Origin of the sequence: Sulfitobacter sp. OXR-159, assembly GCF_034377145.1 — a bacterium.
Classification (GTDB): Bacteria; Pseudomonadota; Alphaproteobacteria; order Rhodobacterales; family Rhodobacteraceae; genus Sulfitobacter.
Genome location: NZ_CP139707.1, coordinates 1,423,147 through 1,445,419, shown reverse-complemented (window position 1 = coordinate 1,445,419; position 22,273 = coordinate 1,423,147). Strand labels below are relative to the sequence as shown.

31 protein-coding genes are annotated in these 22,273 nt (G+C 54.9%); 7 read left to right on the top strand and 24 right to left on the bottom strand.

What is annotated here, in order from left to right:
* Positions 1–17 precede the first annotated feature (17 nt).
* The 3 genes from T8A63_RS07455 to T8A63_RS07445 all read right to left on the bottom strand — a co-directional run bounded on the left by T8A63_RS07455 (position 18) and on the right by T8A63_RS07445 (position 2,444).
* Positions 18–1,358, bottom strand: a complete 1,341-nt coding sequence (locus tag T8A63_RS07455) for a hypothetical protein (RefSeq protein WP_322345393.1) — start codon at positions 1,356–1,358, stop codon at positions 18–20.
* Positions 1,355–1,714 (bottom strand): hypothetical protein, encoded by a 360-nt coding sequence (locus T8A63_RS07450; protein ID WP_322345392.1) that lies wholly within the window; start codon positions 1,712–1,714, stop codon positions 1,355–1,357. Before T8A63_RS07450 ends, T8A63_RS07455 begins: the two co-directional genes overlap by 4 nt.
* Positions 1,715–1,919: 205 nt before the next feature.
* The gene (locus tag T8A63_RS07445; RefSeq protein ID WP_322345391.1) at positions 1,920–2,444 is read right to left on the bottom strand and encodes an HNH endonuclease; all 525 of its coding nucleotides are present in this window, start codon (positions 2,442–2,444) and stop codon (positions 1,920–1,922) included.
* Between T8A63_RS07445 and T8A63_RS07440 the strand changes: the two genes are divergently transcribed.
* Positions 2,428–3,519: an IS630 family transposase gene (locus T8A63_RS07440; RefSeq protein WP_067931132.1), complete on the top strand. Its 1,092-nt coding sequence runs from the start codon at positions 2,428–2,430 to the stop codon at positions 3,517–3,519. The two genes, T8A63_RS07445 and T8A63_RS07440, sit on opposite strands and share 17 nt — an antisense overlap.
* Before the next feature lie 331 nt (positions 3,520–3,850).
* Here T8A63_RS07440 and T8A63_RS07435 read toward each other — a convergent pair whose 3' ends face one another.
* From T8A63_RS07435 to T8A63_RS22400, 7 genes are all read right to left on the bottom strand, one after another.
* Positions 3,851–4,501 carry an HNH endonuclease signature motif containing protein gene (locus T8A63_RS07435; RefSeq protein ID WP_322345390.1) on the bottom strand — a complete coding sequence of 217 codons (651 nt, stop codon included), beginning with the start codon at positions 4,499–4,501 and terminating at the stop codon, positions 3,851–3,853.
* A complete protein-coding gene (locus T8A63_RS07430; protein WP_322345389.1) occupies positions 4,498–4,740 on the bottom strand; it encodes a hypothetical protein in 243 nt (80 codons plus the stop codon). Before T8A63_RS07430 ends, T8A63_RS07435 begins: the two co-directional genes overlap by 4 nt.
* 183 nt (positions 4,741–4,923) lie before the next feature.
* Positions 4,924–5,229 (bottom strand): hypothetical protein, encoded by a 306-nt coding sequence (locus T8A63_RS07425; protein ID WP_322345388.1) that lies wholly within the window; start codon positions 5,227–5,229, stop codon positions 4,924–4,926.
* Positions 5,226–5,465 (bottom strand): hypothetical protein, encoded by a 240-nt coding sequence (locus T8A63_RS07420; protein WP_322345387.1) that lies wholly within the window; start codon positions 5,463–5,465, stop codon positions 5,226–5,228. Before T8A63_RS07420 ends, T8A63_RS07425 begins: the two co-directional genes overlap by 4 nt.
* Positions 5,462–6,229 (bottom strand): BRO family protein, encoded by a 768-nt coding sequence (locus T8A63_RS07415; RefSeq protein ID WP_322345386.1) that lies wholly within the window; start codon positions 6,227–6,229, stop codon positions 5,462–5,464. Before T8A63_RS07415 ends, T8A63_RS07420 begins: the two co-directional genes overlap by 4 nt.
* Positions 6,229–6,621, bottom strand: a complete 393-nt coding sequence (locus T8A63_RS07410) for a hypothetical protein (protein ID WP_322345385.1) — start codon at positions 6,619–6,621, stop codon at positions 6,229–6,231. The genes T8A63_RS07415 and T8A63_RS07410 overlap by 1 nt, the downstream gene beginning before the upstream one ends.
* 79 nt (positions 6,622–6,700) lie before the next feature.
* Positions 6,701–6,877 (bottom strand): Arc family DNA-binding protein, encoded by a 177-nt coding sequence (locus T8A63_RS22400; protein ID WP_209218948.1) that lies wholly within the window; start codon positions 6,875–6,877, stop codon positions 6,701–6,703.
* Between the two features lie 96 nt (positions 6,878–6,973).
* Here T8A63_RS22400 and T8A63_RS07405 point away from each other — a divergent pair, with 96 nt between their 5' ends.
* Both T8A63_RS07405 and T8A63_RS07400 read left to right on the top strand, forming a co-directional pair.
* Positions 6,974–7,396 (top strand): Arc family DNA-binding protein, encoded by a 423-nt coding sequence (locus tag T8A63_RS07405; protein ID WP_322345384.1) that lies wholly within the window; start codon positions 6,974–6,976, stop codon positions 7,394–7,396.
* A gap of 191 nt (positions 7,397–7,587) precedes the next feature.
* The gene (locus T8A63_RS07400) at positions 7,588–8,271 is read left to right on the top strand and encodes a hypothetical protein (protein ID WP_322345383.1); all 684 of its coding nucleotides are present in this window, start codon (positions 7,588–7,590) and stop codon (positions 8,269–8,271) included.
* A gap of 129 nt (positions 8,272–8,400) precedes the next feature.
* Here the strand turns inward: T8A63_RS07400 and T8A63_RS07395 are convergent, their stop codons facing one another.
* Positions 8,401–9,405: a hypothetical protein gene (locus tag T8A63_RS07395; RefSeq protein ID WP_322345382.1), complete on the bottom strand. Its 1,005-nt coding sequence runs from the start codon at positions 9,403–9,405 to the stop codon at positions 8,401–8,403.
* 132 nt (positions 9,406–9,537) lie between these two features.
* On the opposite strand from T8A63_RS07395, the gene T8A63_RS07390 reads away from it, so the two are divergent.
* From T8A63_RS07390 to T8A63_RS07380, 3 genes are all read left to right on the top strand, one after another.
* A complete protein-coding gene (locus T8A63_RS07390) occupies positions 9,538–9,930 on the top strand; it encodes a hypothetical protein (RefSeq protein ID WP_322345381.1) in 393 nt (130 codons plus the stop codon).
* A gap of 129 nt (positions 9,931–10,059) precedes the next feature.
* Positions 10,060–10,530: a Panacea domain-containing protein gene (locus tag T8A63_RS07385; protein ID WP_322345380.1), complete on the top strand. Its 471-nt coding sequence runs from the start codon at positions 10,060–10,062 to the stop codon at positions 10,528–10,530.
* Positions 10,523–10,939, top strand: a complete 417-nt coding sequence (locus T8A63_RS07380; RefSeq protein ID WP_322345379.1) for a hypothetical protein — start codon at positions 10,523–10,525, stop codon at positions 10,937–10,939. The genes T8A63_RS07385 and T8A63_RS07380 overlap by 8 nt, the downstream gene beginning before the upstream one ends.
* 214 nt (positions 10,940–11,153) lie before the next feature.
* Here T8A63_RS07380 and T8A63_RS07375 read toward each other — a convergent pair whose 3' ends face one another.
* The 7 genes from T8A63_RS07375 to T8A63_RS22395 all read right to left on the bottom strand — a co-directional run bounded on the left by T8A63_RS07375 (position 11,154) and on the right by T8A63_RS22395 (position 14,741).
* Positions 11,154–11,423: a hypothetical protein gene (locus tag T8A63_RS07375; protein ID WP_322345378.1), complete on the bottom strand. Its 270-nt coding sequence runs from the start codon at positions 11,421–11,423 to the stop codon at positions 11,154–11,156.
* Positions 11,424–11,647: 224 nt separating this feature from the next.
* Positions 11,648–12,145 (bottom strand): hypothetical protein, encoded by a 498-nt coding sequence (locus tag T8A63_RS07370; RefSeq protein WP_322345377.1) that lies wholly within the window; start codon positions 12,143–12,145, stop codon positions 11,648–11,650.
* A 182-nt stretch (positions 12,146–12,327) separates the two neighbouring features.
* Positions 12,328–13,083: a hypothetical protein gene (locus T8A63_RS07365; protein ID WP_322345376.1), complete on the bottom strand. Its 756-nt coding sequence runs from the start codon at positions 13,081–13,083 to the stop codon at positions 12,328–12,330.
* Positions 13,083–13,388 carry a hypothetical protein gene (locus T8A63_RS07360; RefSeq protein ID WP_322345375.1) on the bottom strand — a complete coding sequence of 102 codons (306 nt, stop codon included), beginning with the start codon at positions 13,386–13,388 and terminating at the stop codon, positions 13,083–13,085. Before T8A63_RS07360 ends, T8A63_RS07365 begins: the two co-directional genes overlap by 1 nt.
* Entirely contained in the window at positions 13,385–14,152 is a 768-nt protein-coding gene (locus T8A63_RS07355; protein WP_322345374.1) for a BRO family protein, read from the bottom strand. The genes T8A63_RS07360 and T8A63_RS07355 overlap by 4 nt, the downstream gene beginning before the upstream one ends.
* The gene (locus tag T8A63_RS07350; RefSeq protein WP_322345373.1) at positions 14,152–14,544 is read right to left on the bottom strand and encodes a hypothetical protein; all 393 of its coding nucleotides are present in this window, start codon (positions 14,542–14,544) and stop codon (positions 14,152–14,154) included. Before T8A63_RS07350 ends, T8A63_RS07355 begins: the two co-directional genes overlap by 1 nt.
* A gap of 68 nt (positions 14,545–14,612) precedes the next feature.
* Positions 14,613–14,741: an Arc family DNA-binding protein gene (locus T8A63_RS22395; RefSeq protein WP_416153245.1), complete on the bottom strand. Its 129-nt coding sequence runs from the start codon at positions 14,739–14,741 to the stop codon at positions 14,613–14,615.
* Between the two features lie 155 nt (positions 14,742–14,896).
* On the opposite strand from T8A63_RS22395, the gene T8A63_RS07345 reads away from it, so the two are divergent.
* On the top strand, positions 14,897–15,286 hold the full coding sequence (locus T8A63_RS07345; RefSeq protein WP_322345372.1) for an Arc family DNA-binding protein: 390 nt from the start codon (positions 14,897–14,899) through the stop codon (positions 15,284–15,286).
* A gap of 322 nt (positions 15,287–15,608) precedes the next feature.
* On the opposite strand, the gene T8A63_RS07340 is transcribed toward T8A63_RS07345, so the two are convergent.
* From T8A63_RS07340 to T8A63_RS07315, 6 genes are all read right to left on the bottom strand, one after another.
* Positions 15,609–17,294 (bottom strand): hypothetical protein, encoded by a 1,686-nt coding sequence (locus T8A63_RS07340; RefSeq protein WP_322345371.1) that lies wholly within the window; start codon positions 17,292–17,294, stop codon positions 15,609–15,611.
* Positions 17,294–19,447 (bottom strand): hypothetical protein, encoded by a 2,154-nt coding sequence (locus T8A63_RS07335; protein ID WP_322345370.1) that lies wholly within the window; start codon positions 19,445–19,447, stop codon positions 17,294–17,296. Before T8A63_RS07335 ends, T8A63_RS07340 begins: the two co-directional genes overlap by 1 nt.
* Positions 19,448–19,459: 12 nt before the next feature.
* Entirely contained in the window at positions 19,460–20,023 is a 564-nt protein-coding gene (locus T8A63_RS07330; protein WP_322345369.1) for a glycoside hydrolase family 73 protein, read from the bottom strand.
* Between the two features lie 329 nt (positions 20,024–20,352).
* A complete protein-coding gene (locus tag T8A63_RS07325) occupies positions 20,353–21,312 on the bottom strand; it encodes a tail fiber domain-containing protein (protein WP_322345368.1) in 960 nt (319 codons plus the stop codon).
* Positions 21,309–21,806 carry a hypothetical protein gene (locus T8A63_RS07320; RefSeq protein WP_322345367.1) on the bottom strand — a complete coding sequence of 166 codons (498 nt, stop codon included), beginning with the start codon at positions 21,804–21,806 and terminating at the stop codon, positions 21,309–21,311. Before T8A63_RS07320 ends, T8A63_RS07325 begins: the two co-directional genes overlap by 4 nt.
* A 48-nt stretch (positions 21,807–21,854) precedes the next feature.
* Positions 21,855–22,259 carry a hypothetical protein gene (locus T8A63_RS07315; protein ID WP_322345366.1) on the bottom strand — a complete coding sequence of 135 codons (405 nt, stop codon included), beginning with the start codon at positions 22,257–22,259 and terminating at the stop codon, positions 21,855–21,857.
* Between the last annotated feature and the right edge of the window lie 14 nt (positions 22,260–22,273).

Sequence of the window (22,273 nt, the reverse complement as noted above, 5' to 3'; positions counted from 1 at the left end):
TCGGATACAGGCGATCTTCACCTCAAACGACACGCCACCTGGGGAATGCAGGATGAAATGAATGACCCGCTATCGCTGCTGTATTCGATAGTCGAAGCGAACTTTCCCTCTCCGACGAATGAAAATCCTATTGCCGACGAACCGAAAACCAACTCCCCCACGGAATACCGACCTTTGGGGATGAAAACCTGCGCATTTCCGTAGGCGGCAGAAGACGCAACATACCCTGTAAAGCCTGTCCGGTCAGACAACGCGGCGTCAATGGCAGCCTGGAATGCCGCCGTGTTCACCGCCTCACTTGCATATGGGTCGGCACCAAAACCGCGCACGTTGATATATCCATTATTAATATAGCGGCGCTGCTTTCCGGATGATGTGGTAAGGTTCCCGCCAGAAGACAACGCCTCGTAAGCCACATTTAGGCTCGGGATTTGGAGAAATGTACCGTCAGGCATGTCGCGCACGTCGGCGTCAAATTCGGCGTAACCTGCATAGACCGTTCGCTTGGATACCAGCCGCCCCGCGCCCATGCCTGCTGCATCCACAACAAGCGCCCCGTCAGCCGTGACCGTGCTGGCCGCGTCGTAAACGAACGTCTCAGGCTCGCCGTTGAAGCCATCCCATACGACGCACTGCTTGCCGTCTGTCAGCGCATCGTTTGCCGCCATGAGCGCGATTGTGTTGAACTTCGGCCCGTCATAAAGCGCCGCCTGTGCTGCGGACGCTGCTGCTGCGTCTGCGCTATCAGAGGACTCTAGCGCCCACACTTTAGAAGACTTCGTGCCTGGGTCGCCGGGTTCCGTGCCTTCTGCCCAATCTTGGGAAGACAATGCAGAATAAATAGCGATCTCAGCGGCAGTCCGAGAGGACATCGTATCAGGACCAGCTGGCTCAGAGGTTTTCTCGGCCCAGTCTCGCGATAGCTGGGCGCTACCATCTGCCTCGGTGGCCTTCGTTGTAGCAACACCGGCTTGTGTGGTTGCAATCCCTGCTTGCGCCGTTGCGGTCCCAGCAGCGCCTGTGGCAATACCAGCTTGCGTGGTTGCTGTGCTGGCGCTTCCGGCGGCTTCGCCAGCCCTTGTAGTGGCAATGCCTGCCTGCGTCGTCGCAACCCCCGCCTGAGTGGCCGCCGCACTGGCGCTGTTCGCAGCATTTAACTCATAGGTTTCCAGAGCCTCAGTGACGCTCGCTGTCTCGTATTCCACATCGTTGGTGAGCGTGACAGTCCAACGTCCCGTTACCTCGTCAAATACGATGCTTTTGATACCGATCCCGATGTCGCCCTTGGACCCGACGGGGCTCACATCAACGATCACATCGCCAGACTGTTCAACAAATACTTCTACCGAGCCTGTCATGGCGTTCCCTGCTTCGTTACTTGTCCTAGGATTGGATATTGGCCGCGCAAGGGGGTCTTAACCTCGCCGCTCGGATAGGTGAGCTGGATGTCATAGACATACACGTCGTTCACATCGGGGTTCTCGTATCCCCCGACCCGGAATACTCCCTCTACTGCATCAAGGATCTCGATACCGGCTGATGCGACCGAGGTGTTCTCTAAGATCGGGGCTTTCTTGGGGTGCTTCCGCACCTGCATCACGATCACGGCGTCGACCAATGAAATTGGTTCGCCTTTTTCGCGCAGCGTGAACTTCTGCCACGGCGCAGTGTCACCGGCATACTGTTCCGGCCAATCAAAGCACCCCGGGATCATGGCGATACCACGCTTGGCCGATATTTAAGGTCAGGAAGATAAGACATGCGACGTGTTCCAACCGTTTCGTGGGTAGAACCCACCTGATTGCCGCACGTCCTGCGCGTCTGTTGCCCTTGTAATTACACCATAAGCCCCGTCTTGACTAGATTAGTTGTAGACAGGCTGGGTCACTTCTGAACGCAGGCGCGCGTTGAGCTTGGGATTATCGACCCATGATTCCTGAGAACTCTTTGTGCAGCCTTTCAGAGGCATTCTTGTAGGCCAAAGCGGCCTCTTCCTTGGTCTCAAATAAGCCCAAGTAGTTTCTCTTATTGTTAAAGGAAATTTCAGCCGTCCATTTTTTAGCAACCTTGCTCCAAGTTACCCCCTTGAAGCCGCTCCGGTTGTTGGATCTCATGCATTGGTTGGCAGCATTCTCAGACCTCGTTGCTAGCCGGAGATTGCATATCCTGTTGTTCTGACGATCCCTGTCTATGTGATCGATCTCTGAATCTGGCCATTGGTCATGAACGATGGCCCAAATAACCCGGTGGGCAAGATGGTTTTTCATGAAGATGCGGCCATATCTGTAGCCCTTGTTTAGCGCGGTGAATGCTTCTTTTTGGGCATATCTTGTATTCCATCGCTTGCAGGTCTGATCAGCAGTCCACCTAGTGTTCTCCACCTGACAGGAGATTCCCATCGGCAACGTGATGTGCCATATTTGAGGCATGAGACGCCATGACATCTGCCTTTACCTTGGCCCCGCCGACCGTACTGAGCTTCAAGCCCTGATCAGCAACCGCAACACTGCGCGCAAGCTTGTCTGGCGGGCCGAGATCGTCCTGGCCACAGCGGACGGTCATGGCACGTTCGAGATTATGCGACGCGCGGGCACGTCGAAACCCACGGTCTGGCGCTGGCAGCAGCGGTATCTCGATGAGGGCGTGGCCGGTCTCAAGCGTGACAAGACGCGACCCTCGCGGGTGCCGCCTTTGCCCGTGGAAACAAGGCTGAAGGTGATCGCCAAGACGGTGCAGGAAACCCCGCCCAATGCAACGCACTGGAGCCGCGCGCTAATGGCCGAAGCCATGGGCATCTCGCCGTCGAGCGTCGGCCGCATCTGGGCAGAAGCTGGCTTGAAGCCGCATCTCACGAAGGGGTTCAAGGTCTCGAACGACCCAAAGTTCGAGGAGAAGGTCACCGATATCGTCGGGCTCTACCTCGACCCGCCAGACCGTGCCGTGGTGCTCTGCGTCGATGAGAAATCCCAGATCCAGGCGCTGGATCGCACCCAGCCCGGACTGCCGCTCAAGAAGGGCCGTGCCGCGACCGTAACGCACGATTACAAACGCCATGGCACGACCACGCTGTTTGCTGCGCTGGATGTGAAATCAGGCACCGTCATTGGCGATTGCATGCCACGCCATCGTGCGCAGGAGTTCCTGAAATTCCTCCGACAGATCGACAAGGCTGTGCCCACGCGGCGCGATGTGCATCTGGTGCTCGACAACTACGCCACCCACAAGACGCCTGAGGTAAAGGCCTGGCTCGAAAAGCATCCGCGCTTCAAGCTGCACTTCACGCCCACCAGCGCGTCATGGCTGAACCTGGTGGAGCGCTTCTTTGCCGAGATCACATCAAGGCGCATCCGGCGCGGCAGCTATTCCAGCGTCGATGATCTTGAGGCCGCGATCTACGACTATCTGGCCCACCACAACGAGAAGCCAAGGCCCTTCAAATGGACCAAAACCGCAGAGGATATCCTCACCCGGGAACGTCGCGCGCTGGACAAGCTCGATGAAACTCGCGGAAACAGGTAGGAAGTGTCAGACTCAGAGCACTAGTATCACCTCTGAAGAATGAAACCGGCCGGTATCTCCAAGTCAAAACTCCGGTGTCGGGGTCATAATTGAGTAGTTGACGGATTAACCCTGGGGGCGGTAGTTGGCACTCAGCCATAACATGATCCTCACACGATCTGTTGCGGTTAGGCTCATCTACTATTGGAGGCTGTAGATGGTCGTGGATTAATCGCCATGATGTTAAATACGGCTGTGCCGGCGCATGGATCGATCTGAGCGGACGCAATGCTATCAAGGGCCTCTCTCAAAGCCAGATTGATAATGCTTCGGGGTGTGAAGTGGGTTCTGGTCATGTCGAACCTCTCCCACTACCCCGCTTCGACGCTCTCCGCGCTGCGTGATCCAACTGCGCCAAAGCTAGAACCGTAGGGCGAACCTCCGGATCATACTGGTCATATGGCTTGTACCAACGCCCACCGCTCAGCCGCGGCAGCAGCGCTCGGGGGATCGGCTTCCAGTTCGCTGGGTCGGTGTTAGCCTTGTCGCCATCGATGCTTTTGAGCACATGGCCTTCCGGCACTGGGCCGTGCTTCTTTTCCCAAAGGTGGCGATGTTTCAGAACGTAGCGCCGCTCAAAGCCCGTATGCGGATTGGGTTCGTCCACGCTGATCTCGACGTAACCCTCTTTGCTCAAACGCTCATGTCCGAGGTATTTCGTGTTATGGGGCAGGTTCCCCTTCTTGAACCGGTGCTTTGCGCTATTCGCATTGAAGGGCATCTTCCTACCCTTGTTGTGTGGTGCCTGCCCCTTCACAAAATTCCCCGTCCGGCCTGTCATCCAGCCCTTGCGCTTGCAGAGCGAATTGAAGTTGGACAAAGACACGTCCTGACGATCAAAGCGGTCACAGAACTCGGAGTGAGCCTCTGGGCGTAATCGCTTGCTGTTGGCCTTGATCCACGCCAGTTCGGTTGCACTGTATGGAATAGTGCGGCCTTTCATTGTCTCGGTCCTCCAATCTGAGGAAGGTGCCCCAGTACCTTCTCGCCGTGCTCCGCAAAGAGCTTCGCAGCTTTTAGTTGCAAGTCGGCGTTGCTGGTGATTTTGTCGGCGACAGAAACCATTGCACTGGCGCGCTGAACCTCCTTGGCGATTGCTTTTTCATCCATGTCTTCATCTGACAGACGTTCAAGCTGCGCGAAAAGGTGATCGTTGAGGTCGGTGAGTTTATTCTTGGTCACGGGATATCCTTTGCTTACTTCCGGAGGTCAGACAGCTATGAGCGCGCGGCGGATCAAGGCCGCATTACTACCCTATGGCGGGGTAGTTACCGCTACTGCTATCGTTGCCGCTAATTCGAAGGGTGACGCGCCCTTGCTTGAGCGCGTCGATTGAAAGTTCCTCGTTCTTTTTTGCGACAGCCATCATCCTACCTCCACGAATTTGAGCTCTGAAACTTTCCACCCATCAAACATGTCGGGACGGAAGTTCGCTCGGTTGTGACCGGCCCGACCGCTTGCCCAAAAGCTATGCGCCCGCCCCTCACATACGAACCAGCACACGCCATCAATATCGATGCCTTCCGCGCCCTGCCCGATCAGGTCAGTGATAGCCTGCATATGGTGCTGAACCTGCTGACCCACGGTCAGATCCTCTGCCTGCGTGGCGTTGGCAGTGACTGGTAGTAGCGATGCGGCCGAGGTAGTGGCCATGAACTTACGGCGCTTCATGATACACCTCCCGACTTACTTGCAGACTTAACCTTGTGAAATGCTTCCCACCTCGCCTCATGGTTCAGCATGACCTTACGAAAGACATCCTTCATTTCGATTTCTGCATTTTGATAGTCGGTCAGCATTTCAATCAATTCGGTCCGCTCATCATCATTTAATATTTCAGAGATTAGGCCGAACAAAACATAATCATTCTGAGACATCTGCACTGTGCGTTTAGGTGTATTGCTCATGCAGCACCCCCGATCAGCAGATCACCCGGAATTTTTCCGCGAAAGAAATCCAGCCCCTTCGGCGTGATGTACGTTGTCGGACGGGCCTTATCTTCCACAATGACGGTCTTGACCTCGAATAGACCGCGCTGCGTGTACTGGACACGCGGCACCAAAGCCTGACCCTGATAGAACAAGTAGGTCTGTTTGAGCCATCGAATGAACAGGTTTGGCCGTGCCGAAAGTGCGCGGGCCGCATTCTGCAAGCCATACAGGCCGTCAGCTCTCATTAACTTGTCGTAACCCGCCGCCTTTGGCGTCAGTTCAAGCACCTTTGCCTTTGCTGTTTCAGCCTCCACCCTCAAATGCTCGATCATACCTAGCTGCAAAGCCGGGTCGTTATAGTCCACCTTAGCTGGCGAGCCGTACGATCCCGTCTTGCGGATCGTGGGTAGAATTTCCTCCATGACAAGTGTTTCGAACGGTTCCGCCTCTGGTCGATTTGACCGGATGATGAGGCGATACACGTCACCCTCTGGAATGATCTTAGTCTGAGGGTCCAGATCGGAGGGGGTAACGAAACGTGACCCCCCTACATCTAGGGGTCCCTGATTCAGGGACCCCACCGCTTGCGCTTTGCGGCAGTGGTCCTGTACGGCCTTCCGACTATTGGCGTAACCAAGAGCATCGGCCACGTCCTTAGCCACAAACCATGGGTCGCTGTCGATCTCAAGAACGCGAACCGGGTTGCCCTTAAACTCGAACGGCATAATCTGCATACCCATTATGCCACCCCCGCTTTGAGAGCGCCCAACAGGTTGTTGAACAGCTTGTTGTCCAAATCCTTCCAGACGTTGCCGGTCACGTACTCACCGAAGTTGTCCAGGGCATGTTCAAGCTGGGCCACTGCGCCAGCCATTGAGGCGGGCTTTGCCGTGCAGATCTTCTCTTCGAGTTCCTGCAGGGCCAGCAACTCAGTGTCGGGATCACCCTCTGTCTCGTTGATGTGGCCTCGAAGCGCTTTCCACTGCTCGCACCATTTAATGATGGGTTCATCATGAACGGGGGTTTGAACCACCTCAAGCGCGTGGGCTGCTGTAGCTGTGGCTGCAAGGGCCGGGATTGCCGCGAATAACGAACGGCGGTTGATTTTGGTGGTATGTGTGCGTATATTCATTGCTGAACATCCTTTCTAGCAAGTTTGGGTTCAAAGGCCGCTCACATGGGATTGCAGTCCCGAGCGGTCTTTTTCGTTTCTAGGCGGTGGCGGGCTTTTCCGCCGATAGAGATTGCTTCAGAGTCATAAGAATATGGGTATTCATGCTACGACCCATTTCATCCGCTTGCGCTTTAACCTCATCTCTAAGGTCAACGGGGAGACGCAAAGTCACGGGCACAACCCCCTGCCCTACTTTCCCTTGTATGTTTGCCATAATCGATCCTATGCAACTACCGTAGTAATGACACTACAGTAAATCATTTGACCGTCAACCCAAAAAAACACAGTAGTGTCAAAAAAGGAGTTGAAGATGGTGGCTGGCAGAATCGGTGATGGCGATACAGTGGGAACGATGGTCCGAATGCCCGCTGATCTGCGTGACCGTATCAAGAAATCTGCTGATGCGGAGGGGCGCAGCATGAACAGCGAAATCGTGTCCGCATTGCAAGAAAAGTACCCTGCGCTACCGACATTCTCAGAACTCGCAGAGTTGATTGAACAAACCGCCGACAGGTTAGCGGAAATGGAGCAGACTCAGGAGTGGTTTGAAACATCCCAAGCACTCGTATCTTTTATAAAGTCGTTGGAACAGAAAATCCCCCGGGAAGGTGATCCAGTTAGCCACCCCGATACTGCTTCGCCGTTCGAATATACCGTAAAAATACCTTCCCCCGACGCAGATACGCGGCCCAAAGGGGCCAAAGATCCCTCAGATACCCCGCCACGGAAGTAGTAGCCCGATTGTCAAAGACGATCCTCCGATCATATTCTCAAATGCATATTTGAGATCCGACATAACTATATTCTCTCTGAAAAACGCAGCCCCCATTAAAGGATAGTCAATTTGTACCAGATCGATAATATTAACACCTACCGCCCCCATGATGATCCTGATCTAGAGACTCCTGCTGCAGGAGCATCGAAATGAGCTTTTTTGACAGGCTGCCCAAAGACGCGGATTCGGCGTTCCAATTTACGTTGATTGAACTCCAGAACGCAGCAGACGCGTACCCAAACGGGGCCCTAAATGCCGAGACCAAAACTCAAGCCGTAATCTATATACGAGCGCTTCAGGCTATTAGTAGAAGGCTTCCGCAATCGGAAGACTATGAAGAACTACTAGAGCAAATTCACAGGCAAGCCATAAGCAATGGCGCAGCGACTGTGAAGAAATCGCTCGATCTCCTACAGCAACTCTATCTTTCAAACAGCCTCGATAACCACTTCATTGATGAAGAAGAGGAGGCCTTGTTCAATGAAGTGAAATGGAGTGGAGATGATAGGGCGTTGGTTCTTGACCACCTGTCGAACGCGCGCAGAGCGGTGACGGACTCATCCGGATTTGACGACCACCACAAGCGCCGCGTCCTATACTGGCTGGCGAGGGCTGAGAATGAAGCCCTAAAGGAAAAAGGCAGGTTCGCTACCTTTGTTGCAGCAACAAGTGAAGTGCTCTCATTAGCCGAAGAAGCTGGTGAAAAAGGCAAACCGCTCGCCAATCTTGTGCAGATGGTTCGCACCGCGACAAGACGCAACGTGACTGTGAATCAGATCGAAGCCGACGAAAAACCGAAACAGATAGCGCCACCAACTGATAAACAGGATTGAGTGGAAATTGATTTTGGTGGGGGTTGGACCGCACCATCGAACCAACCGATCCAACCCCCTAACCGGCCGCGCTGCCATCGCCGCCGGATTGCGTTGCCTACACCGATGGGTTCCCCCCCTACGGCGAGGTCAATCCTTCTTACCGATAGTGATCGCTCCACCTTGCTCTCGGAGTATCTTTCCGACCGCGCCATTCACTTGATCACGTGTTGTCAGTCGAGCACCATCGCCTGCGATGCCCTCTCCCATTAGGTCTGCGCGCTTCCGCGCTTTACTGACGAGCTCACGCCATTGGTCGCGTGAGAAAAGCCCGTATTCACTTCCCCAAATGCGTTGATCTCGCATGGCGTCGACGAGCTTATGCATGGGCAAGAGTGAACCCTCGTCACTCATTGTGGCCTTGTCGTCTGTCGATCGCCATTTGACCGGCTGCGTCGGCTTGGACATGTCAGCAGAGGCAATCCATTCCTTCAATGCGGCGACGTTCAACGTGGTAAAGGAACCTATGCGATCCGAACCCTTCCCGTCAGAAAACCCGTCTTCATAGATCTTCAGGGCTTCATCTTCGTCGAAAGCGCCCAGCACCAGCTTGTGCTCATCGAAGGCACCATCAGGAAGGTCGATTTGATTTACGATTACGACGATGTCGCTCTCAGGATGATCGCCCATATAAAAGTCCAGCGGATCACCGTCGGCGCCGGTGGTGAGCTTCACATCCCCATAATGCGCCGGCATTGTGACAGACCATTCTTTACCGTCTGGACCGATACCGCGGCGCTCGCCGCCTTTGGCCGTTTCGATAACCAAATCCAAACCGTTCCACTTGAATCGCCCCTTGCGGTAATTTCCGGCTTCAGCCTGAGCGGTGGAAGGATTGGCGTTGACTTGAGCTGCCGCTCCGTCAATCTCGCGCGCAAGGTTGCTCGCCTCCCCATACGATGACACATCCAAAGCGGCCAGCACCTTAGCTGCATGGCGCCGCGGGAAGATGAACCCATCAACCGTGGCATCCCATTTCAGCGCAACGCCATCAATATCAGGGGGCTCATCTTGGGGGAGACCTCTGAGGGCGGCGGCACTGCCCCGGATGTTCTCAATCGTCGGTATATCGGGCGTCATGATGTCCTTAGCCATAGCTTCCCTCTGGTTCTGGGGGTCTATGGCAGCCACATCCTGCGCCGCCTATCAGTCATTAAGTGTACCATTTTGTGGGACTTGAGCAAGGTGGGACAAAAGGCTTTAGTGCGGTGGTGTGGGAATCGCGACTTGGATGCTTTGACCTCCATATTGTTTGTTGATCCAAAGCATTTGAAGGTGAGTATTTTGGGCTGGGATATTGAGGATGCACTAGACGACGATCTGATTACTATCGTTCATCGTGACGACGACTTGGGTGTCTACGAATTTCGCGTGGGAGAGTTGCAAGCAATTGTCACGGTACAAGTGTCTCGCCTCCCGACCAGTGAGAGGGCGATATACTATCGCAGCCATGCGATACATACGCCTATCCAAGCAACGCCGTATCACCAGAGCCGATCGACCTGGGATGATGTGCCTTATGCGCTGCACCAAGCTATATCGAGCATTACCGATTACTACAGTGACGCTACCCGAGCGGGACATGCACCAGAGGAGGCTTGGCTCGTCAGACAAGTTTAGCACACTACGGGACTTAAATCTGTAGCAGTCGTTGTTGGAACGCTTTGCCCTTAACTGGCAAACATTGTGGTCCTTCTTGCATTAGCATTCCGTTGACTATGCCTATATATGATGAGCTAGGAGGTTGTTATGACTTATGACGCTCGCCAAATCGCAAACTGGTTTGTCACCCGCGCCCAGCGGGAGGGTAAAACTCTGTCCATCATGTCCCTACTCAAGCTAACCTATATCGCTCACGGCTGGCATCTGGAGACACAGGGAACGCCTTTGTTCTCAAATCGCATTGAAGCTTGGCAATACGGCCCCGTGATCCCTGAAGTGTACAGCGACTTCCGAAAACAAGGAGTGGCGGTTAAATCTCCCGTAACCACAGTTCCAAATTGTATGTTTCACCCAAATGATGAAGCTCTGCTTGACCAAATATGGGAGATATACGGAAAATTACCCGCCTTCCGACTATCTGACATGACTCATGTAGCTAATGGGCCTTGGGATGTCGCTAGTCGTATGGGCGGAAGCTACGCTAAGATCCCTGACGAGCTCATTCAGGGTCATTACGTCGAGCTACGAAAGAAGGCTGAAGCAGCTGCGCATGACTAAGATCCCACCCAACGCAGCGGATGTAGTACCTCCTTCAAATGGCCCCGAGAATGGCAGGCGAGAGGACTTTGAATTTGAGCTTCTTGAGGCGGAAAGAGCGCTACGGAAACTCCTTACCCGCGAGGCCGGGCAACGATATTGGTTGCGCTGGATTGCAGTCGGCGCAGGCTGTCTCGTTATTGTAGGTATGGCAAGCCTGCTTTGGCACCTTGCGCACATCGTGTTCTGGGGCCCATTTGTGTTAGTGGGACCGGCTTTTTCAGTTGCGATGCTTGTTACCCCTATTCTTTCAATAACTACGATCACTGTCGCACTTTTCGTTGGAGCGTTCCGAAAGTTCGAAGACAAAGATATTGATACAATGAGTAGTGGTATAGCTGGCGCTGCAAGCTTTATGCGCGGCAGCTAAACTCCCCCAAAGATTTTCTGACTGTTGCGCCTTTTTTCAGTCAGAAACCTTCGTCCTGCACTCTAGCCAAAACGCAAAAGCGTTGATTTCCCCGACGCGTGGGGTATCATAACACCTATGAGAGTAATGATACATGACGGAGCCGCGCTCCTCATCCCAGATACAGATGAGGAACAGCGGCGATTGGATACGCTGGATGGAACCTTGGTCGATATCACCAAGGCAAGTTCCGTTCCAACCACTCATTCACATCCGTCGGCCCCTGTCCGAAAAACGGCCTCGATAGGCTGATGATGTAGAGATTATCGTTTCCGTCGATGTGTTTCTTCAGGTGATTGAATACCTCCGATGGTGTCTTCGAAGTGCTGACGGCATAGGAGCTTTCAGAAAGCTTAGCCCAACCACCTAATCCTTTAATATCTTTCAATATATTTGGTCGTTTTGTTTCTTTGTTCAAGTCATACGTGACAATGTAGCAAGCCATAAATCGAATCCCTTTGTAATAGAATTCAAGCCTGCGCGACTTATGTGGGTTGAGTCAAAAGAACAGTTGATCATTTCAACCTTGCCAGAACGCCCCTGAGCGCCTTTATATACTCTCATGGATTATGACCCAAAGAACCCCCAGCACCCCCTCGACAAGTGGTGGGAACGAAACAAACGCAAGTTCGTCCTCCTACCATTCATCGCTGGCGCCGGGTTCATGTGCTAGGCTGCATCCCCCACGCTGCTTTCAATTTGGGCAACGACTTTTTCTACCGACGATAGATTGGTCCCACTATCCTCCATTACCCCTCGGTAGCGGTTGAGCCACGCCCGTAGCGCCTGAGCGCCCTGCCTGCGCAGTTCTTGCACCATAACCGGATCGTCGGGGTGGAACGGTTCATATCCGCCCCCAGACTTGCGACCCGATATTGGTGAAACCATCGCAGGATATTCCCGAACCCGAACGGTGACCGATTTACTTTCTGGCACCTGAACCTTGGAAATGATCCGCAATCCGCTTGCCATCTGTCTGGCCAAACCGATGCGGTATTCGCGCGCCGCCTCGGCGTCGTCTTTTGCAAAAAACCAAGGATAAGCTTCGTGGTTTGGATTAATCTCCAGCCAGTCAATAAACTCTGAGGGAACAAACATGTTTCTGCCGGTTGCCGCCAGATATTCATCAATGATGCGCTGCCGGTCCTTTGATGTGAACTGAGCCATTGCCTTCTCCTTTATGCTGAATGACGGGTGCGCCCTGCCCCAACAAACCGTAACTTGCCTCAACAAACCGTATCTCGACCGCCGAGCCCTGCCACGCCATGCCTTTCCACTACTCACCCCGCCACGCCATGACCGCCTTACCGTGTACGACTAATTTAGAGACCGCCGAACGTCTGTGTCGATCATCCTCTGCGAATAAGCCTTTCATCTTCGAGGACTTCCATCAGGTCCGCAGTGTCTTGATCTGCAAACTCAGGATCATCCAAAGCGGTTTGCTGAACGTCGCGGCCCTCTTGTGTAATTTCGTCCCATGCTTCCTGCCAGTCGCCCATGTCCTCGCCGGATACAGCGAACGTGCCGAACGAACCCTTGCCCTTTTCTTGGCGAAAGTCGCCGATCCCGCAGACAACGCCAGCGTTTGACAACAGCGACACGATAGAGTGAACGCTCAGCGTCGGCGTAACGAACGCGATATCTACTTCGGCGCACCAGCGTGGAAGGAAAGCCCGTGTCCTAACATCGGGCGTTTTGTTCATATCGGCGGATCGCACCACATCCATCTTCAGCAGAGGTTTGCCCCAGATACTAACTTTCTGTTGGGGCAGAAAAATCAGTCGCTGAACGCTCGTCTTTGTAACACCTGGCGTTTCCAGTGCCGCCGTCGCCATGGCCGCCTTGATGCCCGGAGCAGGAAAGCACAAAAGGGTATCTCCCGTTGGTTGGCGATAAACGCTGTCCCGAAACTCTTGTTCAGGATCGTGTTTTAATTGCTTCCGCTCGGCTGCGGTTTTCTTGCCCCCACCGATCAGTAGGGATCGCTTCGCCTTGGCGCTCATTGCGTTGAAGTAGAATGGCGTCGTGCCGATTAGCCTTAGAGTGACGCGCCCTTGCTTGAGCGCGTCGATTGAAAGTTCCTCGTTCTTTTTTGCGACAGCCATCAACCTGCCTCCACGAATTTGAGCTCTGTAACCTTCCACCCATCAAACATGTCGGGGCGGAAGTTCGCTCGGTTGTGACCGGAACGGCCGCTTGCCCAGAAGCTATGTGCTCGTCCCTCACATACGAACCAGCACACGCCATCAATCTCGATATCTTCCGCGCCCTGCCCGATCAGGTCAGTGATAGCCTGCATATGGTGCTGAACCTGCTGACCCACGGTCAGATCCTCTGCCTGCGTGGCGTTGGCAGTGACTGGTAGTAGCGATGCCGCAGAAGTCGCGGCCATGAACTTGCGGCGCTTCATGACGCACCCCCGATCAGCAAATCACCCGGAATATTCCCGCGGAAGAAGTCCAGCCCCTTCGGCGTGATGTACGTTGTCGGACGGGCCTTATCTTCCACAATGACGGTCTTAACTTCGAACAGACCGCGCTGCGTGTACTGGACGCGCGGGACCAAAGCCTGACCCTGATAGAACAAGTAGGTCTGTTTGAGCCATCGAATGAACAAGTTTGGCCGTGCCGAAAGTGCGCGGGCCGCATTCTGCAAGCCATACAGGCCGTCAGCGCTCATTAACTTGTCGTAACCCGCCGCCTTTGGCGTCAGTTCAAGCACCTTTGCCTTTGCTGTTTCAGCCTCCACCCTCAAATGCTCGATCATACCTAGCTGCAAAGCCGGGTCGTTATAGTCCACCTTAGCTGGCGAGCCGTACGATCCCGTCTTGCGGATCGTGGGTAGAATTTCCTCCATGACAAGTGTTTCGAACGGTTCCGCCTCTGGTCGATTTGACCGGATGATGAGGCGATACACGTCACCCTCTGGAATGATCTTAGTCTGAGGGTCCAGATCGGAGGGGGTAACGAAACGTGACCCCCCTACATCTAGGGGTCCCTGATTTAGGGACCCCACCGCTTGCGCTTTGCGGCAGTGGTCCTGTACGGCCTTCCGACTATTGGCGTAACCAAGAGCATCGGCCACGTCCTTAGCCACAAACCATGGGTCGCTGTCGATCTCAAGAACGCGAACCGGGTTGCCCTTAAACTCGAACGGCATAATCTGCATACCCATTATGCCACCCCCGCTTTAAGAGCGCCCAACAGGTTGTTGAACAACTGGTTGTCCAAATCCTTCCAGACATTGCCGGTCACGTACTCACCAAAGTTGTCCAAGGCGTGTTCAAGCTGCGCAACAGCACCTGCCATTGATGTGGGCTTTGCTGTGCAGATTTTCTCTTCAAGCTTTTGCAGGGCCAGCAACTCAGTGTCGGGATCACCCTCTGTCTCGTTGATTTGGCCTCGAAGCGCTTTCCACTGCTCGCACCATTCAATGATGGGTTCATCATGAACTGGGGCCTGAGCCACCTCAAGCGCGTGGGCTGCTGTGGCTGTGGCTGCAAGGGCTGGGATTGCCGCGAATAACGAACGGCGGTTGATTTTCTTCGTCTGTGATGCTATGTCCATTGCTGAACTCCAATTTTGATAGGTTGAGTTTTCATCGAAGGTCGCCGGAGTTCCCGCTCCAGCGGCCTTTATTTTTGAGAGGTGGCTTGATCGCCCTCCGCTCTCCGCTCATTCAAGCACATGATAATGTGCGTATTGAGTGAACGACCTTTCGTTCTTGCCTCATCACGTAGGAACTCCCGCAGGGATAGCGGCATCCTGATACTTGTCTGAACCACCCCCTCTCCTCCGCTTGCTGGCATTATCGTCTGCATCGCTTCGTCCTTTCATAAAGCATATAGCTATAAAGCATTATGCTACGCCTTGCGTCAAGAGAAAAATAAAGCATGTTGCTTGCGAGTAGGAGAATCGCATGGCCCGGCCACCAGCCTCTAAGCAAGTCCAGGTAAATTTCAGGATGCCTTCTGACCTTAAAGCGCGGATTGAGGCAGCAGCTGACGAAAGCAATCGATCAACAACTGCCGAAATCGTCGCGGCGCTTGAGGAGAAGTTTCCCCCTCCTCCTGTCGATGATTGGAGTTATATCTGGGAACGATCAAAGAAAATCTTGGATGAGATGGATGTACTAATCGCAGGGTACAAAGATCCCGAGGCTAATATTGACGACCTATCCAGTCGTTTTGCCGCGTTAAGCAAAAAACATAAGTTGCTGCTGGATTCCTTCAGTGAAGCCAGCGATCCCAGCCCCGATACTGTTGGTGACCGAAGCACCGTCGCCCACCGCATAAAACCGGAAAGGTAAGCAGCCCAGCACAAGATGGCCCTTGGCTACGATCAACAATCTTGATCTTTCGTCACACCAACCTTACCTTTCTAGGCGTAGTAAAAAGGATAAGTGTTGGACCCTATAGCATTTCCCGCCGCTATCGTAGCTGCATGGATCATCATCGTCATGTCGATGTGGGGTGTGAATCTGTATCGGAAAGAATGCGATAGTGGGGTGGAACCAAAGGGTTCCACTTGGTTCGCGGTGGTGTTTAGCAGCCTTTTTGGTCTCGGATACCTAGCTCAAGATTTTGGCTCACCATTCTTCTATAACCTTAGCCTTGATCTTGTCGGGGCACTTATTGGCCTCGGGACAGCCTACTTCGCGTCTCGGTTCCTAGTTCTTCTACGGCGGGGGCGGCACCAAACGCCAAAGCGGCGCCAGTAGAGTTCCTCGGTGCGATTCGAGGCATACCAGCTACGAAATCCTGAATTTCGTTTGCCCCACGTATCACGGACTTGTCCGCCGCTACCTTCGCGGCAGAACCCGCAACCATGAGCGGCACTGTAGCCCCGCTGCTGGCCACACCGCCGACGACATGTAGCGCCATCATCAACCCATTCCCAGAAGGGGATAGCTTGCCCAATAAACGCTTGGCGTTCTCCGCGTTATTCCCCCTGACAAAAGCGCGCATCATCTCGATCTCGCCTTGACTGAAGAACTTCGATTTACGCTCGTTGTTGATAATTGACGTGACTGCCTGACGATATTTGTTAACAATATTCCCGCCAGAACCGGATGCCGCCGTTTGATCTCGCGCTTTCGTAAATGCATCCTCCAAGAGCTGTGCTTTGGCATATTTCGCGTTTGCAGCGCGGGCGACTCCCATAAGATCGCTAGCGTTTCCCTTTTTGTCGATCACATGATCAATAGACGCAATAGCATCCAATATTTGCGGCTGATCTTTAGCGTTACTGTACCGCTTCCAAAGGTTCTTTCTGATACGATCAAGCTGCGTAAGCGTGGTATCTTTTCCCGACCTTCGACCAAGAAGTTCTAAGGTCGCCCTAAGAGCGCTGTCTGTCTCTTCAACGTAGTTATTTTCCTCAAACATCTTGCGGACGTGAATGGCAAGTTGCTCCATTGTCTCTCCATCAAATACCTCCCCAGCGTCGTCTGCCGCCTTATATGCCGCGTTTTTAGATGCTTTGAGAATATCGACTGTGGGTCGCTGTGCGCCTCGCACAAAGAGGTTCTTCACCCTTCCAGGTAGAGAGGCAGCGAGGTCGGTGACCTTTGGCGCAGCAGACCCGAACAACCCACCTAACATAGCACTTGTTGCTGCGCTTTTGGCGCGATCGTCACCCTCGCCCTCCATATATCCTATGGTGCCGCCAGCAGCAGCGCCGGCGATGCCCCCCGCGACAGTTCTGCCTGTGATGTTGCCCAGTTTCTTTACAGCACCAGCTGCCGCTAAGCCGGGGATGAAGGCCGGCGCGACGTCTGCGGCCAGCGACAGGCCGGGATGGTCCTCTTCAAGCTTCGATTCTTGGTCGCGATAGAACTTCGTTCTTTCGTCTCGATCACCACGCCCTATAGCAGCGTCAAAGGCTCCAGCCGCTTCGTCCCCAACGATTCCGAGCGTCAAACTCTCACCCGCTTTGTTCAACAGTGCAGCAGCCGTAGCGTCACGGTCTTGGCTTGCGTCAATTTGAGACTGAATTTGCGCCAAGTCAGGCTTCGGGATGCCAGGCGAAGCTATGCGATTCGCATGTTCTGCGCGCTGCAAACTTTCAGGTGAAGGTTCGAGCACCCCTGCTTTTGCAGCTTGCGCACGTTCGATCATTGCCTCACGTCTAGCGGCTGGAGGCTTCTCAACCACAGGGGCTTCCATCCAACGAGGCTTAGATGCCTCGGGCTTAGCCGCAGATACCTCTGCCCTTTCCACAATCGGCGCGCTCATCCAGCGAGGTTTCGGTTCGTCAGTCGGCTCAGCCGGCGGCATTGTGTTCTGAACCATTTCAGCGTCTTTCCAACCAGCCATTATGGCTTCCTCCGTGTTGACCCGTCCGGGCCGGTGAACATCGCACCTGATGGAAGGGCGTCATACTCTTCGTCGCTGTTGATGACAGCAGCTTCGGGTTCATTTTGCGTTGCTGGTTGTGTTTGCCCCCCACCCCCAGCACCACCATCTGCGACATCGGCATACAGACTTGCCTTCTCTGTCTCGGCGAGGCGATCGAGCATATCTCTCGTCATGCCAGACTCGAGAGCGATGATTGCCCGTTGGCGAGATTCTCTTTTTTGTCGCAGTAGCGCTTCACTGTCTCCCGGTTGTGGAAGATATGTTTTCCCGTAAAGTTCCTGCTCTTGTTCGGTAATCGCGGCGCCGGTGTCCTTGCGCAAAATGGCCTGCAGGAACTCATCACCGGCCTGCTTAGCCAGCTGGAAGTCTTCACTTTGAAACTCCCGGGCAAAGCCTGTCGGATCCAATTCAGCCAAACGTTCCCAGCGGTTAGAAAGTGCCTTGTCGTATTGATCAAGGGACTTGATTGCGCCCTTCGCTCTTGTCGCATAGACGAGGGTCTTGCTCTCGCCTTCGTTCAGCTTTTCCTGCTTACCTCCAACCCTGATGATTGAGCCATCTGGCGAGGTTACCGAAACGCCGTTGCCCTTTTTTGCCTGAGCATAATCAATCCGGCTAAGAGGTTCGCGACCGGCCTCCACCTCATCCCTAACGTAACGAGCATACTCATCGGGTGCAGGGTCAAGAACAGACGCCGCCTGCTCTTCTGTCAAGTGCCCAGCTTCCACATCGCGCGCCACCTTACCCTGCGTCGAGAGAGGCGCAGGCTTTCCGGCAACCATCTTCTCAACAGCCATACTGGGCGAAGCTAGCAGAGTGAGCTCCCGCATGATCTCATCGACGTCATCGAACCTTTTTTCGAACACGTTTCCGCCGCCATCGCTGTACACGGCTATACCGCCAATGGGGTTGCCTTGGGCATCGGTGATGAACCTCGTTGCCTCTTCATCCACGGTTAGGCTTGGGTCCATCGTCCCTGCCCGCTTCGCGGCTGAAAGCGAGTGTTTAATCACTCCATCAAAATCACCCAGGTGATAAGCGGCTGCGGCTCGGGCGTTGTCCAGAATAACTTCACGCCCGATCTGGCTATCCACGAACTCCACGTAGGCTTTGGCTTTTTCAGGCTCGCCTCGCTTCATGTAGAATTTCACGGCGTTTCGCGAAATCTCACGATAACGATCGACGTACTCGGTTTCCGCGCGTTTCATTTGCTTCGGGGTGTAGTTTTGCCCGGCTGGCAGGCCAAGGACGGCGCCAGACTTGTGAGCCAACTCTAGCGTTTGTTGCGCTTCGATTGTGGCGGCCCCGATAGCAGTGTCGCCTGCGAGATTATCGCTCCCCTCACCTCCGGCCAGCGGCTGAAGCGGTTCCTCTGGAATAGCCCCCATGGATGTTGAAGGAGAGCCGACGGTGCTTCCTGTCGGCTGTTGTGCAGCTTGCGGAGCAGCAATATTTCCGCCAGAGGGCGCGCTACCGGGCGCGGTGTTGCGTAGCACCTGATTAGTGCGTTCACGTGCCTCAGCAACGCGCGTTGCAAAGTCTGCATCGCTTTCGCCAGACGCGGTTGGCGGCACAGCATTGGCAGGTGCTGTGGGCTGTGGTGCAACTGATGGGGCAAGTGCACCGAGGCTCAATTCATGCCGCGCAGATACAGACGGATGGCGTTGGGACGGAGACCCATCAGCGCCACGCTCGACAACCCCGAGCGGGTAGGATCTTGGATCCACCCTAGGGTTAACCGCGCGCCCACCCTGAGCCGCGGCTGGATTAGGTGGAACAGCGCCTAGCTCTCTTGCCTGTTCAAGCATCTCGGCCTGACCCCGCAAGAACTCCCGTTCCTGAGCCTCCCGTGCGTCTTTCTCTGCGCGCTTTGCGGCCGCGTACTCATACTCATCCATCTGGTTGCCGTGAGTGGCGGAGGCACGAGCTTCTCGGCTGTTGCGCAGCCCAGACATCTGCTCATACTCAGCCATCTGCGCGCCGTGCTTTTCTTCGTTGAGGGCGTCTAAGCGCTCTTGGCGAGCGCGATCTAGTTCGCGATCTTCTTTCTCATCGCGCCAATCTCTGCCTTTGAAATATCCATCAACGAAGCCTGATACTATCGAAACCATGGGACAATCTCCTTACACCGGGCCGACGCCCATGGGGCGCAGCTTTGCGCCAAAACCTAATTTCTCGTTCCCTAAAAGCGCGTCCAATTGCGCGTCGGGAACACTTGCAAATTCTGGCCACTGTGCCCGCATGGCGGCTCGATCAGGTGCGGTGGCTTTGGGTGGTTCCGCTTGCCGCTGCGGCAACTCAATGGATCTCGCGATTAAGCCTACGCTACGCTCGTAATTTGGGTCTGTGGCGTATCCTGAGCGTCCCAGTGCGACCAACTGTCCATCCAAGTCCTTAGCGGCCAGCATAGGCTTGTATCGCGGATTTTCTTTCAGAAAAGAGCCGTATCCGTCGACACTCTCGCCCATGTTTTGATAGCCACGGAAGCTGTCATTGATACGCACGGTTTTTCCGTCGATAACCTCGTTCGTCGCCATGGTGTTACCGCCAGCCTTTCCGTGCGACTTGATACCGAAGTAGTTATTGCCCGGAGCAGACTTGCCCCAGCCAGTTTCCTGCGCCGCTTGCGCTATGATTAGGCGCGGGTCCAACCCTGTTTCTTCTGAGACGCGAAGAGCGTGGGGCATCATTGCTTCAATAAAGTCTTATTTCCCGACAGGACCGCCACCCGGGCGAGCCCCCAAAGACATTGGGCGGGAATTTGTGGATGCGCGCGCCAAGTTATCGTTACCAGCACCGCCCGCAAGCTCCTCGTCACCCATGGGGATGAACGGCGGTGTGCCTGTACCATCGTATCCGCTTCCCGAGGGAACCACGGGCGGTATTGCGCCCATACTTTGAAGCACGTCGAGGTATTTATCCTGACGCGCGTTTTCCTCCGAGCGCAGCTTGCTGTCCTCTTTCCGCGCCTTTGCCCGGTCGAAGCCTTGACTGAACCCTCCGAAGAACCCCCCGCTCATGCCGATTTACCTCCGGCCATCTTGGAGACCTTCTTATCAAGCTCCTGAACGGCGCCAAGTGTCACGCCCATCATGCTAATGGGGTCGATGGTCTTGCCATCCCCCTTGCCCGTGGCCTTGGCGAAGTCTTCCGCGTAGGGGCCGATATGCTCGCCGCTGTCGGCAACCCCGTCCTTGTACTTCCACTTCTCGACAGGCATCTTGCGGATCGCGCCCAAGCTGCCCTTGGCGGGCCGCTTGTCCTCTTTTACATCCTTCGAGGACATCATGGGCAGCGCGCCGACAACGGACCCAAGCGCGCTACCAAAACCGCCCATCATGTTCTGATCGGCGCTCCACGCCTGCATTTGCGCGTCGTGCTGCTTGCCCAGAATGCTTGCCTGCTGCCCATACCCGGACATAGCCCCACCAAACCCGGCCTGAGCAGCACCGTTCGAGATCCCCATAGCTGTGCCAGGGTTGACCGCCATGCCCTTACCCATGTTGATGGCATTGGCGCGCATACCGTCTGCTTTGGCTTCATCTTGCAGGATGGACTGTCGGCGGCCCATGTTGGCCGCACCGGCGGTGGCCAGTGCCTCGGCAGAGCCACGCGAAGATGCAAGGGCAGCATCGCGACCGGAATCGGGTCGAACGCCCATAGAGCGCAAGCGGCGGTTGTCCGCGTCCCGTTGCATGGAGAACTGCTGACGCACGTCGGCAACGGCCTCAGAGGCGCGTTGATCCGCGTTAAGCCCGATCTTTTCTTTGTCCTGGGCGGCCAGCGCGTCGGCGGCATATTCGGCCTCCAACGGCACAAAGTCCCGCTCATACCGCGCCCGATCATCGGCGGCCCACTTATTAGTGATCTCTGCCTGATCTTTCATGAAGGCCATCATTTCCTGGCCGGTTTCCGCTGACATCCGCGCCGCTTCGCCCATCTGCGGATCAGGTTTCGGTGCGCCACCCCCGCTCATGCCAAGTCCTCCTTGTACTGCTCAAGGGTTTCGTGGTGGGTGAAGAACTGACGGACATCCATGCTAACAGAGCGCATGTAGTCCCGCCCGCGCGTGAGGTAGATCACGAAGGCGATAAGCTCAGCGTACCAGTCGCGCAGGACATAGCTGAACACCTTGTCGTTCTCGCTACCCTGCTCAAGCTCGTTGGCATCGAGCCAAGCGTTGATGCCAGTAATCATCACCGCCGCAAGCTCGTTGCGGTAATTGGCAAAGAAGGGGTTGAGCGGCAATTCGGTCATAACTGCGAACAGGATGCGCGTCAGGTCGGCCTTTGTGACCTCCTTGTCGCCATCCCAAAGGTCGTCAATCACTTCGCAAAGGTCGAAGAATTGCAGCAGGAAGCCGACGGCTTGGTCATTGCCAACCCACTCGCGCAGTTTTCCGTCTCGGATGTCGCGCCATTCGGGTGTGTCGAACGCGGGGCGCGTGGGTATCGTGTCAGGCTGTGCCATCATAGTCTCCGTGGATAGACTTGGGCCGCACGTCCTGCGCGATATGACCTAATCGGCGGTCAATGATAGGACAATAGCATCTTCACCGCCTGTTACGCTAGGGCGTTTGCGATACTCGAAAGCGAAGCCCGCTTGGAGGCAAGCCACCTGACCGGCCACGTTGCGTTCGGGCAAGGTCGCATTGATCGCTTTCAGGTCCAGCATCTTCGGGTGAAAGGCGAGCTGCTTGTATCCGTCGATCACCTCGGGCCGCATTGGGGCGCCAATAGGGGCGAGATGCACCTCAGCCACGCCACCGGCGAAGTTTTGAAACACGGCAATGCACGAAACCTCGCCGCTGTCCTCCATTGCTCCGAACGCGATAGCATCTTTGTGCCATCCTGGTGTGCCCGTCAGGTTCATAGCGGCTTCCAGCATGGCGTCTTGGTTGGCTTTGGTCAGTTTCAAAGGCATGGCAGAGCCCCTTT

Bases quoted from the DNA above. Each gene is read 5' to 3' on its own strand.
- T8A63_RS07445 (WP_322345391.1), bottom strand. From the start codon at position 2,444: ATGTCATGGCGTCTCATGCCTCAAATATGGCACATCACGTTGCCGATG.
- T8A63_RS07450 (WP_322345392.1), bottom strand. From the start codon at position 1,714: ATGATCCCGGGGTGCTTTGATTGGCCGGAACAGTATGCCGGTGACACT.
- T8A63_RS07455 (WP_322345393.1), bottom strand. From the start codon at position 1,358: ATGACAGGCTCGGTAGAAGTATTTGTTGAACAGTCTGGCGATGTGATC.
- T8A63_RS22400 (WP_209218948.1), bottom strand. From the start codon at position 6,877: ATGGCAAACATACAAGGGAAAGTAGGGCAGGGGGTTGTGCCCGTGACT.
- T8A63_RS07395 (WP_322345382.1), bottom strand. From the start codon at position 9,405: ATGGCTAAGGACATCATGACGCCCGATATACCGACGATTGAGAACATC.
- T8A63_RS07420 (WP_322345387.1), bottom strand. From the start codon at position 5,465: ATGAGCAATACACCTAAACGCACAGTGCAGATGTCTCAGAATGATTAT.
- T8A63_RS07370 (WP_322345377.1), bottom strand. From the start codon at position 12,145: ATGGCTCAGTTCACATCAAAGGACCGGCAGCGCATCATTGATGAATAT.
- T8A63_RS07400 (WP_322345383.1), top strand. From the start codon at position 7,588: ATGAGCTTTTTTGACAGGCTGCCCAAAGACGCGGATTCGGCGTTCCAA.
- T8A63_RS07335 (WP_322345370.1), bottom strand. From the start codon at position 19,447: ATGGTTTCGATAGTATCAGGCTTCGTTGATGGATATTTCAAAGGCAGA.
- T8A63_RS07330 (WP_322345369.1), bottom strand. From the start codon at position 20,023: ATGCCCCACGCTCTTCGCGTCTCAGAAGAAACAGGGTTGGACCCGCGC.
- T8A63_RS07440 (WP_067931132.1), top strand. From the start codon at position 2,428: ATGAGACGCCATGACATCTGCCTTTACCTTGGCCCCGCCGACCGTACT.
- T8A63_RS07405 (WP_322345384.1), top strand. From the start codon at position 6,974: ATGGTGGCTGGCAGAATCGGTGATGGCGATACAGTGGGAACGATGGTC.
- T8A63_RS07425 (WP_322345388.1), bottom strand. From the start codon at position 5,229: ATGAAGCGCCGTAAGTTCATGGCCACTACCTCGGCCGCATCGCTACTA.
- T8A63_RS22395 (WP_416153245.1), bottom strand. From the start codon at position 14,741: ATGCCGCTATCCCTGCGGGAGTTCCTACGTGATGAGGCAAGAACGAAA.
- T8A63_RS07360 (WP_322345375.1), bottom strand. From the start codon at position 13,388: ATGAAGCGCCGCAAGTTCATGGCCGCGACTTCTGCGGCATCGCTACTA.
- T8A63_RS07365 (WP_322345376.1), bottom strand. From the start codon at position 13,083: ATGGCTGTCGCAAAAAAGAACGAGGAACTTTCAATCGACGCGCTCAAG.
- T8A63_RS07315 (WP_322345366.1), bottom strand. From the start codon at position 22,259: ATGCCTTTGAAACTGACCAAAGCCAACCAAGACGCCATGCTGGAAGCC.
- T8A63_RS07340 (WP_322345371.1), bottom strand. From the start codon at position 17,294: ATGGCTGGTTGGAAAGACGCTGAAATGGTTCAGAACACAATGCCGCCG.
- T8A63_RS07375 (WP_322345378.1), bottom strand. From the start codon at position 11,423: ATGGCTTGCTACATTGTCACGTATGACTTGAACAAAGAAACAAAACGA.
- T8A63_RS07350 (WP_322345373.1), bottom strand. From the start codon at position 14,544: ATGGACATAGCATCACAGACGAAGAAAATCAACCGCCGTTCGTTATTC.
- T8A63_RS07385 (WP_322345380.1), top strand. From the start codon at position 10,060: ATGACTTATGACGCTCGCCAAATCGCAAACTGGTTTGTCACCCGCGCC.
- T8A63_RS07320 (WP_322345367.1), bottom strand. From the start codon at position 21,806: ATGGCACAGCCTGACACGATACCCACGCGCCCCGCGTTCGACACACCC.
- T8A63_RS07380 (WP_322345379.1), top strand. From the start codon at position 10,523: ATGACTAAGATCCCACCCAACGCAGCGGATGTAGTACCTCCTTCAAAT.
- T8A63_RS07325 (WP_322345368.1), bottom strand. From the start codon at position 21,312: ATGAGCGGGGGTGGCGCACCGAAACCTGATCCGCAGATGGGCGAAGCG.
- T8A63_RS07345 (WP_322345372.1), top strand. From the start codon at position 14,897: ATGGCCCGGCCACCAGCCTCTAAGCAAGTCCAGGTAAATTTCAGGATG.
- T8A63_RS07355 (WP_322345374.1), bottom strand. From the start codon at position 14,152: ATGGGTATGCAGATTATGCCGTTCGAGTTTAAGGGCAACCCGGTTCGC.
- T8A63_RS07415 (WP_322345386.1), bottom strand. From the start codon at position 6,229: ATGGGTATGCAGATTATGCCGTTCGAGTTTAAGGGCAACCCGGTTCGC.
- T8A63_RS07435 (WP_322345390.1), bottom strand. From the start codon at position 4,501: ATGAAAGGCCGCACTATTCCATACAGTGCAACCGAACTGGCGTGGATC.
- T8A63_RS07410 (WP_322345385.1), bottom strand. From the start codon at position 6,621: ATGAATATACGCACACATACCACCAAAATCAACCGCCGTTCGTTATTC.